This window comes from Paenibacillus sp. ICGEB2008 (assembly GCF_000307675.1).
Classification (GTDB): domain Bacteria; phylum Bacillota; class Bacilli; order Paenibacillales; family Paenibacillaceae; genus Paenibacillus; species Paenibacillus polymyxa.
The window spans coordinates 55,965-68,365 of sequence record NZ_AMQU01000028.1 but is presented as its reverse complement, the minus strand read 5'-3'; the positions used below and the strand labels follow the sequence as shown (position 1 = coordinate 68,365).

Here is a 12,401-nt window from a genome sequence, read left to right as displayed (position 1 = left end):
CAAAAAAAGACTTAAATCAGAAATACAACTGATTTAAGTCTTTTTCTTCTTTATTTCCAAAAATGCGGCTGTGATAGCGTTGTAGCGATCGTAAGATCAAATCCTACGCGCAGCGTCTTAATGGTTTAAAGCCGCTTGCGTTCCTGCTGTATGTCCTGTCGTAAACGCAGCCGTAATATTATAGCCTCCAGTGTAGCCGTGAATATCCAGAATCTCACCGCAGAAAAACAATCCAGGCATCAGCTTGGATTCCATTGTTTTCGGATTAATTTCCTTCAAGTTCACACCGCCCCCGGTAACAAATGCTTCCTTTAGAGAGAGCGTACCATTCACACGAATGGGAAACGCCTTGATTCGATGGGCGAGTTCTTGCCATTGCTGCTTGGGAATATGATCATAGGTCAAATCTTCACGCAGTTCAGCTTGCTGAAGCAATAACGGAATCATGCGTTCCGGTAAATAAGACTTAAGTACGTTTTTGATCGCCTTTTTTGCATCGACCGATGCCAGTTCCAGCGTCTCACGGTAGACTTCATCAGCATGTTTATGAGGCTGTAAATCGAGAGTTAATAACACCGTGTTTACCTTATCTTTTTTCATTCCCTTGACGACAAACTGACTGCAACGCAAAGCAGTTGGACCAGACAAACCAAAATGAGTGAAAATCATATCTCCTTCATGAACGATAACCTTCTTTTGTTTCGCATTCCATACGGTCAGGCTGATGTTTCGTAAGGAGAGTCCCTGAAGCTCTTTTGTCTGGATGAATGTCTCGCCTGACGTTAGCGGGACCTCTGTTGGATATAGTTCCGTAATGGTATGCCCTGCTTGCTCTGCCCATGCATAGCCGTCACCTTCCGAGCCTGTATGAGGGACGGACTTGCCACCGACAGCGACTATGACGTTACGGCTACGCAGCATTTCACCGGAACGCAGCCGCACGCCAGCCGTATGACCTTCTTTGTAAATCACTTCTTGAACAGGACAGCTTGTCCGAATTTCGACTCCTTGAGAGCGTACCTTATTAATCAAAGCGTCGACGACCGTTTTGGCTTTGTCCGTCACTGGGAACATACGCCCGTTGTCTTCTTCCTTTAAGGCTATACCTAGTTGTTCAAAGAAGGCGATGATATCCCGATTGCCGAAAGCAGCCAGGGCACTGTGCAGAAAACGGCCATTGCCGGGAATGTGGCGAATGAGTTCATCCAGCTCTTTTGCATTCGTGACATTGCAGCGACCTCCACCGGAGATCCCCAGCTTTCGTCCGAGTTTATTTCCCTTTTCCACTAAAAGCACCTTGGCGCCCTCGCCACTAGCAGCCGCCGCGGCCATTAAGCCGGCTGAGCCGCCTCCGATCACAATTACGTCGTAAGTCATAAACCTCTTCCTTTTCGTCGACAAATTTTCAAAAAATTCAGAATCGCGTAACAAATTTTCCATCATATCGTAATCCCGTCTCTTTAGATAGACTCTGAGCACAGTAGCTGTGTATATCTTCTATTTTATAGGAGTAAGTAAAAAAAAACGTAAAAACGATCCTCTTATATATATCCGGTATTTAGCAGAATTTGTCGTTCTACACCGGGATTTTAACACATATATTGTAATATATTGTAGCCTGTGCTTTAATTCAACTAACGGCGTCAAGGAAAGATGATGAGGGGGAGAAGTCCTTGTTAATTGCGTTAAAGGAAAGTGTGCTCCAAGTTCTCCTTGCCGTTATATCGGCGGGTTTTTTCTCTATATTAACGGATTATGGAGACAAGAAAAAGGTTTGGGCAGGCCATCTGCTTCCCGGACCTCATCAAGGAATACTTTATTTGTGTTGCTTGCCAGCCATATTGCTATGTTCGCTCTTTCAATACCAGCCTCCATATGGCCTACCTTCCAATCTCGGTATTATTCCCCTTACTGTGGGCGTCATGTACGGTACACGTCGCACTTCCTTTGTACTCGCTGCTTCTGCATTGACGGGTGTCCTAATTATAGCGCAGTCGATAGAAATGTCCCCAATGTATGTGGGCACTGCTTTTATCCTTTTTCCTTTTATGCTACTGCATGTCAAGTTTTTTCAAAGAGGAACATTGTTGGACAAAAAGCTCGTAATTTTCACATATGTTGTGGCTGATATGCTGCTTAAGGCTTTATTACCGCTATTGTGGGGCAAACAGAACATTTCAGTATACATTCCTGATCTGCTTACAACGTTTTGGAATGTTGCTGTAGGTGTGTTGGCAAGTTTTGCGGTCGTAAGTCTGATGCATAATTCTTTTGAGAAACTGACGCTGCGGCGAGATGTAACTGAGTTTACGAGCAAATATTTAATCGAAGTGGATAAGCTGCGTCAAGTCATGGATTTGATGCCGTTATCTCTTGTTACTTTGGACAGCGAAGAACGAGTTATACATATGAACAAAACGATGTTGGAGCTCTATCGGGACTTCGATCCCTTTATTACGCTGCCTGAGGTCGTAGGCCGTCCCTTAAACTCGTTGTACGGTTTTAGCGCTTCACCTGTAGTTAACGAACGAGTTGCGAAAGCATTGGAAGGAGAAGCAGGCGCTGATTTTATAAATGTATCTCCCAAAGTATTCTTTTCAAGTTTCCTCCTTTTCGGGATAAACATATGAATCAAACCACAGGCGTCATTATCGCCTTGCAGGACATTACAGAGCTGGAGACGCTCCGCAGTGAGCTGGGCAATTTTGAGAGGCTCAGTCTGGTCGGGCAGATGGCCGCGGGCATTACTCATGAAATACGTAATCCGATGGCGGTTGTGCGCGGGTTTTTACAGCTTATGCGCGAGAAAAGCCTGATTCTCTAGGCCATTACTACCGCATCGTAATGGAGGAGCTGGATCGGGCGAATGGGATTATTAATGATTTTCTTTCCCTGGCCCAGAATCGGATTGTCGAGAAGGAGCAGTGTCATCTGCATGACATCATTCGTGAACTAACACCTCTATTGTGGGCAGATGCCAACCTGAGGGGACAGACGATCGAGTTAAAGCTGGAGGATCATGTAACAATGCTGCATCTGAACCCTAAGGAGATCAAGCAATTGCTGCTTAATTTATCGCGTAATGCGATGGAAGCTATGGGGGAAAAGGGCGTGCTGACCATTTCTACTCATGAGGAAGGGGATTTTGTCGAACTGGAAGTGAGGGATACTGGTCCGGGAATTCCGCCAAAACAGCTTGAAAAGCTGTTCCAGCCTTTTTACACAACCAAAACGAAAGGTACAGGTTTGGGTCTGGCCTTATGTCAAAGTATAGTGGAGCGTCATCACGGTACGATTGCCGTAGATTCGGTGGAGGGAATGGGCACACAGTTTAAAGTCCGTCTGCGCAGAACCATTCCGACTTATCGGGAGCATTCTGAGCCTCCTGTCATAAATTCGATACAGAAATAATTGTGCAAAGATGTAACCGGATTTTTTGCAAATTACGTGAAAAAGATTGTATAATGGGCTTTAGATGTCCATGCCTTTACTACGGCACAGGATGAAATTAGAAACGTAGTATACATGATTTAATGAAAAGGAGTGAAAGAATATGTCTATGTCTTTCGATCAATATATGAGAGATTCAGTTCAGCCTATGCGCGATGAACTGACGAATCTTGGGATTCAGGAATTGCGTACTTCTGAAGATGTGGAGGCCAAGCTGCCTGATGCTAAAGGTACAGTGCTGGTGGTTGTGAACTCGGTATGCGGTTGTGCCGCAGGCCAATGCCGCCCGGGTATAGCTGAAGCGCTGAAGCATGATATTACGCCGGATCATCTGTATACGGTTTTTGCGGGACAGGATAAGGAAGCAACGGCGAAGGCTCGCGAATTTTTCGCACCGTATCCGCCATCTTCCCCTTCGATCGCGCTGCTGAAAGACGGCGAACTGGTTCACTTCATCGAGCGTCATCAGATCGAAGATCGTTCGGCAGATCAGATTGCTGCTGATTTGACCGGTGCATTTGACCGTTTTTGCCGGTAAGACTGCTCAAGCTATGCCCCCGCATTTTTCGCCTGCGAAACTTGCCGGGGCTTTTGCGTGTTGGCTTGTGAAGGAAATTCCTAAAAAAGAGGTGCTTATCTGATGAGTTTGCAGGAACAGATTATTGCTGAATTGGGAGTACAGCCTACGATCAACGTAGAGGCGGAGGTCCGCAAGCGTGTGGATTTCCTCAAGTCGTACGTAACAAAAACAGGAAGCACAGGGCTGTTGATCGCCATTAGTGGCGGGATTGACAGTGCCGTAGCTGCCGCCTTGTGCAAGCAGGCTACAGATGAGTTGACGCAGGAGCAAGGGCAAGAATACAAAACGCTAGGTGTATTCCAGCCATATGGTCAACAGGAAGATATTGATCATAGCTACGCAGTGGCTAAAGCGTTCAATTTGAAATATGCTGGGGAAACGAACATTAAGGAAGCCGTGGATGAGGTTGCCGTGGAAGTGGAGCATGCATTAAAGGATATGGGTCTGGAACGTTCCATCACTCCGCAAGTGAGAGGGAATGTAAAGGCAAGAACACGTATGGTGGTTCAGTACGCACTCGCGAATGAACTGAACCTGCTCGTCGTGGGTACAGATCATGCTTCAGAAGCCATTACAGGCTTTTATACCAAATGGGGCGATGGTGCGGTCGATATTACACCGCTCAGTACGCTCAACAAACGTCAGGTACGTTTGTTAGCCAGCTATCTTGGAGTTCCACAGGCTATTTTGGACAAAGCGCCTACAGCAGGATTGTGGGAAGGCCAGACGGATGAAAAGGAACTGGGAATCTCCTACGAAGCAAACAGCGACTATCTGGAAGGCAAGGAAATTGACCCCGCAGCCCGCGAAAAGCTGGAAAGCTATTTTACACGTACAGCACATAAGCGGACAAGCATTCCAGGAGTGTAAGCATGAATCATTTTGGAATTGTAAAATGCTGAACTAAATAAATGCGGCGATCCGCCCGGCGGATCGCCGTTTGTATTGAGAGGGCTATTGCCTAATTGGTGATCCAGTCAATGAAGCGGCGGGTTTCGGTAATCGCCTGATCCAGTTGAAGACTGCCTCCCTGGAATGGGTGAACCGTATTAAAAGTATGATTGCCGCCTTGAATTTGTACCCACTCGATATCGGGACGAACGGAGGTGAGCTGGGCAGAGCCTTCCCGTAGACGTTTGGAGTCTTCGGTTCCCTGGATAAGCACAACTGGGAGCTGGCTGTTGGCAAGTCTGTCTACAATGGCAAAACGCTCGCGATTGTGCTCCAGGTCGTCCAGAATGACAGCATCCAGCGGAAGCTGTTGCCCAGTTCTGGCGTTTTGCACATAGCTGCGTCCCTTGGCACGCATTTCTTCTTTTTGCGGTAAAGTAAACAGATCAAGATCCGTTACGCCATTCCATGAAATGACGCCAGCAATCTCGCCGGGATGATCTAGAGCATATACAAAGCAGCTTCCCGCACCTCGGCTATGTCCTAACAGAAACAACGGCAATTCTCTGAATTCATGGCGTGCTCTCAGATTGGACAGCAATAGTACCAAATCCTCTTGTTCGCGGCTATAGGTGTTGCGTGCGAACTTTTCCAGCTCGGTAAAATTCTCCAGATCCTCACCTATGCCATTATGTGAAAAGTTGAAGGTTACCACATGGTTATCCATACTCAATGCTTCTGCTATAAAGGGGAACATACCCCAATCCTTAAATCCTTTGTAGCCATGAGCGATGATGAGCAGGCTTTTGGCCGTATTTTTAGCGGGAAACCAGGAGGCACGGATCACCGCATCTGTTCCTGCATCGGTACCTGCTTCAACCACAATCGTTTCTGACATCCTATCCTTCCTTTCTACGGGAGTTTTTAAACCGGCATATCCGCGAATTTCAAGCATTCACTGATTGCCTCTCTCATTTTAACATATTTTGGTGACGCTTTTACGCCTTTGCGACTCGCCAGGGTGTGGACGCACTGTTACAATAGATCCAGTAAAGTAAAAAAGGGCGGGGAATACCCAAATGATCTACGGAATTGGACATGATGTACTGGAAATAAGCCGTATGGCTCATATTTTGGCAGGTAAATATGCAGATGCATTTTTGAATCGGGTGCTGACCCCGGCAGAACGCGAGCTTGCAGTGGAACGTAAGGGAAGGCTAGCGGAGTTCGTAGCAGGGCGCTTTGCCGCCAAGGAAGCGGTAACGAAAGCCTTCGGCTGTGGAATTGGACAAATCATCGGGTTCAGTGATATGGATATTCTACCTGAACCTGGGGGGAAGCCCGTAGTTTATTTGTCTTCGTCTGCGTGGGATCGACTGAGATTGCCGAATACGGGTGACTCGAATTACAGCATTCACTTGAGTATTACACATCAGCCTAACATTGCCTCTGCTTTTGTGATTGTCGAATATAAGGAGACGTGATGGGATGACTACAAATACATTGGAACAAAAGCGCTATTTTAGCTTTGAACTGTTGAATTGGTATACACGTAACAAACGCGACTTGCCGTGGCGCCGCCATCGCAATCCTTTTTATATCTGGATTTCGGAAATTATGCTTCAACAGACACGTGTCGATACGGTCATTCCGTATTTTAATCGCTTTATTGCACGTTTTCCGACGATTGAAGCGCTGGCGGAAGCGCCCGAGGAGGATGTGCTCAAGCTATGGGAAGGGCTAGGGTATTATTCACGGGCTCGGAATTTGCAAACGGCAGCGAAACAGGTAGTTGAGCTTCACGGTGGGCAGGTGCCGGATGATACGCAGGCTGTTGCGGCACTGAAAGGTGTAGGTCCATATACGACGGGGGCCATTATGAGCATTGCCTTTAATCGACCAGAGCCTGCTGTAGACGGGAATGTGATGCGTGTGCTGTCACGTTATTTCCTCATTGAAGAGGATATTATGAAGGGTAGCACGCGGTCGCATATGGAAAGTCTGGTCAGGGAGCTGATTCCCGAAGGGAGAGCCGCTGATTTTAATCAGGCGCTGATGGAGCTGGGAGCGCTAGTCTGCACGCCAAAGTCGCCCCATTGCCTGACCTGCCCGGTCATGGAGCATTGCTCGGGCAGGCTGGCAGGCCGCGAGGAGACGCTGCCAGTCAAAACAAAAGCGAAACCGCCGCGCCTGGAGCCACGCTCCGTCGCCTTCATCGAGGGCAGCGGCGCGAACACAGGTCGCCTGCTTGTACGGCAACGCCCGGCCAAGGGCCTGTTGGCCCGCATGTGGGAGCTGCCGCATGAGCTTGCCGGGCCGGAGGGCTACAACGGCCCGGTGCCGGATGAGCCAGCCATGGACCATCTGGCGGCTCATTTGTTGGCAGAGGGCGTGCATGCGCGCCCGGTGCGGTTTGTACGTGAGGCGGAGCACACGTTCAGCCACATTCACTGGAACCTGCGTGTGTTCCAGTGTGAAGAGGTCGCCGCTCCTGCCGGGAAGGCTGCCGAGCAGCGGGCCAGCTACAGCACCGCGGCGAAGCCAGGTGCGTTGATTGCGCTCGCTGAGCAGGCGGATCAGGCGAGTAGCACCTTGCCAGCGGGGTACCGCTGGATCAGTGAGGCAGATATGTCCACCTTGGCGTTCCCCAAGGTGTTCCTTGATCTGATCACCGAGTATTATACGAAGCAAAAAGAGAACTGATGTTGATAAAATAGCGGCAGTATGGACTTAAGGTTACTCCATGCTGCCGCTATTTTTTTGTTTCTGGAATGAAAATGCCTAACTTAGTTACGAACAAAGCGTGTTATTTTTGGTGATTTTTTCGGTATTCGGATGGAGTTAATTTGTTGACCGTTTTGAACATCTTGGAGAATAGGAGTACATCTTTATACCCTACTGATCGAGCAATATCTCCGATTTTAAGGGAAGTATTTTTTAATAGGGAGCATGATTTTTCAATCCTCAAATGCAATAAAAATTCCTGCGGTGACTTATTGAGTTGTTGTTTGAATAAACGATGCAAATACGAACGGTCAATTGAAATGTACTTGGCAATGTCACTTACGGTAATGAAATGTGAATAGTTTTGCTGAATGAAGAGAAGCGCTTCTTTAATATACCGCTGCTGTCTTACCTCATTGTTGACTTCCTGATTAGGATAAAGTTCAAACATCAGATATAGAAATTCATACAACTTGGATGCAAGCAGCAGGTCTTTGTTGGATTTTAGCGTAGAAGAAACGACGATGCTCTCCATACAGCGGGCAAGGCTGCCCTCGGCTTCGAACTGGAAAATGGGATTATCCCTATTGATACAGGTTCGGCTTAGATATTCTTTGGCTTGCACCCCATTAAAACCGATCCAGGCATATTCCCACGGGTCGACTTCATCCGCTTCGTAGTAAATTAAAACCTTCGGCTCAATAAAGAAAGCATCGTTTTTCTCCAAATGATAGATTTTATCATTGACTTTAAAGATCCCTTTTCCTTTTAAAATAAAATGCACCATATACCCGCTTCGAATGGCTGGACCATAAGAGTGTTTGCTGGTACAGCTTTCTTTGCCACAGGTGTATAAATTGAGATCCAGGTTGTTATAGGAATGATTGGAAAAATGCGAACTCATTTGGTTTCACCTCTTAATTCATCTCTGCATATTATCACACCGTTTCATATAGAGTCTACATTATTCCATATAATTATTAAAACTATTCAATTATTATTAGGGTGTAAGAAACAAGGAAACAACATAATTTATATTTTTTGAAAATATTACTATTGGCGCTACAAGGGGGTTACTATGGCTATATACATTGATAAAGAGAAGCTTTTATTCCATTTACAAGGCAGCAATACGAGTTATGTCATGCAGGTTATACGTGATGGTTATTTAGCTCATCTGTATTGGGGGAAGAGAATTCAGACCTATCGGGGGAGCAACAAAATCATCTTCATGGATAGAGGATTTTCACCTAATCCCGATGGGGCGGATCGAGCCTTTTCACTGGATACCATCCCACAGGAATACCCGTCATTTGGAAATAGTGACTTCAGGATTCCTGCGTATCAGCTTCAATTGGAGAATGGTTCTACAGTGACAGATTTTCGGTATAAAGAACATCGGGTTTACCAAGGCAAACCAAAATTGAAAGGGCTTCCTTCTACGTATGCGGAGGATGATGGCGAAGTAGAAACACTGGAAATCATCCTTGAAGACCCATTAATTGATGTAAGGGTTGTACTATCCTATAGCCTATATCAAAAAGGGGATGTCATTACCCGTTCAGTCCGTTTCGATAATGAAGGTCAGCAGCAGCTAAAGTTGCTTAGAGCATTAAGTGCTAGTGTGGATTTTCGTGATGATGAGTACGAACTCATTACCTTGTACGGTGCGCATAATAATGAAAAAAATATAGCAAGACGAAAAATTTTACCCGGGATTCAAATGGTAGACAGCTGCCGCGGAGCCAGCAGCCCTCAACAAGCACCCTTTATGGCACTTGTAAGGGAAGGAACAGATGAAGAACAGGGCGAAGTGTACGCCTTTAATCTGGTGTACAGCGGGAACTTTACGGCCCAGACTCAGGTTGATTCCTATCGGAACACTAGAGTTACGATGGGGATTAATCCTTTTGATTTTACATGGTTGCTTGAACCAGAGGAATCCTTCCAAACGCCAGAAGTCGTCATGGTATACACCGAAAATGGCTTGGGTGGTATGTCGAGAATTTATCATGATTTATACAGGAACAGATTATGTCGTGGACCATTTCGTGACAAGGAGCGGCCGATCCTGATTAATAACTGGGAAGCCACCTATTTTGACTTTGATGCCGACAAGATTGAGCAGTTGGCCAAGGAAGCTCAAAGTGTAGGAGTGGAGCTGTTTGTATTGGATGATGGATGGTTTGGAAAGCGTGATGATGACAATACTTCATTAGGCGATTGGGTGGTGGATCGTCGCAAACTTCCAGATGGCTTGCCGGATCTTGCCAACCGCATTCGAAATCTGGGTATGGAGTTTGGCTTGTGGTTTGAACCTGAAATGGTATCCATAGACAGCGATTTATACAGAAAGCATCCCGATTGGTGTATCCATGTCCCTGATCGTCCGTATACGTTGGGTAGAAATCAGCTTATGTTGGATTTATCGAGGAAGGAAGTGTGTGAGTACATCGTTAAGTCGGTTTCCGACATTTTATCGGATGTTCCAATTACTTATGTGAAATGGGACATGAATCGTCACATGACAGATGTGGGTTCGGCCGCTTTACCACCTGAAAGACAAAGGGAGACGGCGCATCGTTATATTCTGGGGCTCTACAGTGTAATGGAAGAGCTTACATCGAAGTTTCCTCATGTCTTATTCGAGAGCTGCTCTAGTGGAGGAGGCCGTTTTGATGCCGGTATGCTCTATTACATGCCTCAGACCTGGACAAGTGATAATACGGATGCCATTTGCCGACTGAAAATTCAATGGGGAACAAGTCTTGTCTACCCTCCGATTACGATGGGCGCACACGTCTCCACGGTACCTAACCATCAAGTGGGCAGAATAACTCCATTGGAGACCAGAGGTTATGTCGCCATGGCCGGGAATTTAGGATATGAGCTGGATCTGACGGCATTAACCGTTGAAGAAAAAGAAGTGGTAAAACAACAGATAGCTCTGTATAAAGAAATGAGATCGCTCATTCAGTTTGGAAAGTTTTACAGAATTATTAATCCATTTGATGAAAATGAAGCCGCATGGAGCTTTGTGTCAGAGGATCAAACGGAAATGGCGGCCAGCTATTTCAAGGTTTTATCCCAACCGGCTGCTGCGATTAAAACGTTAAAATTCAAAGGTCTGAATCCAGACTACGTTTACAGAAATATAGAAACGGGTGAGCTGTTCGGTGGTGATGAATTAATGCATGTTGGCATAACGCTTGCCAGGGTGAAGCAGGACTTTTTAGGCATGTTCTGGAGATTTGTTAAAGAGGACATCTGATTCAGCTAGAGGAGGTTTTACTAGATGGAAGCAAAAGAAAAGCATTATAAGCAAATATCTCAAGAAATTTTAAAATATATCGGTGGTGAAGAGAACATTATCGGTGTGGCCCATTGTGCCACAAGACTAAGAATTGTCCTTGAGGACAATGAAAAAGCGGAATTAAAGAAGATTGAAGATATTGATCTGGTTAAAGGTGTTTTCATAGCAGGGGATCAACTGCAGATCATTTTTGGAGCAGGGTTGGTCAATAATATCTATGCTGTGTTCTCCAAACTGACTGGAACGGAAGATATGTCATTAAGTGATGTCAAATCGAAGTCCGCACAAAAGCAAAATCCTTTTCAGAAAGCCATTAAATCGCTGTCAGATGTCTTCATTGAGATCATGCCTGGAATTCTTGCCGCCGCATTGTTAATGGGGATAACCGGTCTTCTGGGTCAAAAGGGGCTATTCGGCCCTAAATCGATTGTGGAGATGTATCCAATTTTCCAAGGGATCAATCGCTTTGTTCAGATCGTTTCCACAGGGATTTTCACCATCCTCCCGCTGCTTGTTGTGTATTCTGCAACCAAGAGATACGGTGGTCGTCCAATTCTCGGGCTTGTGCTAGGTGCGATTATGCTTCATCCGGCCTTGGCGGATGCTTTTGAGGTAGCTAAAGGAAGCCAAAATCCGGAATCGATCAGTCTTTTCGGGCTTCCCGTACAGTTGGTTGGCTTTCAGGGCGGTATTATTATTGCTCTAATGATGGGATATGTGGTAGCCAAGTTGGATCAGTTTTTTAACAAAAAGGTTCCAGACATGATTAAACTATTTTTGGCTCCTTTGCTGACGGTCTTTGTTTCTTCTCTGCTATTGTTTACCATTATCGGCCCTCTTGGGCGAGAGTTGGCCAGTCTGGTGACTGTTTCGTTGCTTTGGATGACGCAAAACCTAGGGATATTCGGCTTTATGTTTTTTGCAGGTATTCAGCAGATCATCGTTATTACGGGTTTGCACCATGTTATGGGCGCGGTAGAAGCACAGTTGTTAACCGATACAGGCAGAAATTTTATCAATCCATTGGCATCGGTAGCTTTGATGGCTCAAGGGGGCGCCGTTTTGGGGTATGTTCTTTTGAATCGCAAAGACACCAAGGTTAAAGAACTGGGTTACTCTGCATTCGGGTCTGTACTTTTTGGAATCTCGGAACCAGCCATCTTCGGGGTCACTTTAAAGTATAAATTCCCTTTAATTGCTGGTTGCCTTGGAGGAATGGTTGCAGGGGCATATGTATATTTAAGCAAGCTGACAGCCATAGGATTCGGAACCACGGCTCTTCCTGGCTTTGCAATTGCAGCATCAGATAACCACGGTCATATCAATTATCTTGTCGCTCATCTGATTGCCCTGTTATGCGGAGCATTATTTACATTGGCTTACGGTATGATCAAGAGCAAGAGGTCAAAAGTAATATCTTAAGGAATGAATCGAAGTTTATGA

9 protein-coding genes and 1 pseudogene are annotated in these 12,401 nt (G+C 46.0%); 7 read left to right on the top strand and 3 right to left on the bottom strand.

Annotated elements, in window-relative coordinates:
• Positions 1–117: 117 nt before the first annotated feature.
• Entirely contained in the window at positions 118–1,377 is a 1,260-nt protein-coding gene (locus C400_RS0123615; protein ID WP_026065505.1) for an NAD(P)/FAD-dependent oxidoreductase, read from the bottom strand.
• A 296-nt stretch (positions 1,378–1,673) separates the two neighbouring features.
• Between C400_RS0123615 and C400_RS28605 the strand changes: the two are divergent.
• The 3 genes and pseudogenes from C400_RS28605 to nadE all read left to right on the top strand — a co-directional run bounded on the left by C400_RS28605 (position 1,674) and on the right by nadE (position 4,900).
• Positions 1,674–3,411 (top strand): annotated as a pseudogene (locus C400_RS28605) (two-component system sensor histidine kinase NtrB).
• A 142-nt stretch (positions 3,412–3,553) separates the two neighbouring features.
• Positions 3,554–3,988 carry a BrxA/BrxB family bacilliredoxin gene (locus C400_RS0123605; protein ID WP_016819348.1) on the top strand — a complete coding sequence of 145 codons (435 nt, stop codon included), beginning with the start codon at positions 3,554–3,556 and terminating at the stop codon, positions 3,986–3,988.
• A 102-nt stretch (positions 3,989–4,090) separates the two neighbouring features.
• Positions 4,091–4,900 carry an ammonia-dependent NAD(+) synthetase gene (gene nadE / locus C400_RS0123600; protein ID WP_017428444.1) on the top strand — a complete coding sequence of 270 codons (810 nt, stop codon included), beginning with the start codon at positions 4,091–4,093 and terminating at the stop codon, positions 4,898–4,900.
• Positions 4,901–4,991: 91 nt separating this feature from the next.
• Here the strand turns inward: nadE and C400_RS0123595 are convergent, their stop codons facing one another.
• Entirely contained in the window at positions 4,992–5,819 is an 828-nt protein-coding gene (locus C400_RS0123595) for an alpha/beta hydrolase family protein (protein ID WP_016819346.1), read from the bottom strand.
• A 181-nt stretch (positions 5,820–6,000) separates the two neighbouring features.
• Between C400_RS0123595 and acpS the strand changes: the two genes are divergently transcribed.
• Together acpS and mutY are read left to right on the top strand one after the other, a co-directional pair.
• A complete protein-coding gene (acpS, locus tag C400_RS0123590) occupies positions 6,001–6,405 on the top strand; it encodes a holo-ACP synthase (protein WP_016819345.1) in 405 nt (134 codons plus the stop codon).
• A gap of 4 nt (positions 6,406–6,409) precedes the next feature.
• Positions 6,410–7,624 carry an A/G-specific adenine glycosylase gene (mutY, locus tag C400_RS0123585; RefSeq protein WP_017428442.1) on the top strand — a complete coding sequence of 405 codons (1,215 nt, stop codon included), beginning with the start codon at positions 6,410–6,412 and terminating at the stop codon, positions 7,622–7,624.
• Positions 7,625–7,727: 103 nt separating this feature from the next.
• Here mutY and C400_RS0123580 read toward each other — a convergent pair whose 3' ends face one another.
• Complete coding sequence (locus C400_RS0123580; protein WP_016819343.1) at positions 7,728–8,549, bottom strand: AraC family transcriptional regulator; 822 nt, start codon at positions 8,547–8,549, stop codon at positions 7,728–7,730.
• A gap of 174 nt (positions 8,550–8,723) precedes the next feature.
• Here C400_RS0123580 and C400_RS0123575 point away from each other — a divergent pair, with 174 nt between their 5' ends.
• Positions 8,724–10,916 (top strand): alpha-galactosidase, encoded by a 2,193-nt coding sequence (locus C400_RS0123575; protein WP_016819342.1) that lies wholly within the window; start codon positions 8,724–8,726, stop codon positions 10,914–10,916.
• 24 nt (positions 10,917–10,940) lie between these two features.
• Positions 10,941–12,380 carry a PTS transporter subunit EIIC gene (locus tag C400_RS0123570; protein WP_016819341.1) on the top strand — a complete coding sequence of 480 codons (1,440 nt, stop codon included), beginning with the start codon at positions 10,941–10,943 and terminating at the stop codon, positions 12,378–12,380.
• Positions 12,381–12,401 lie beyond the last annotated feature (21 nt).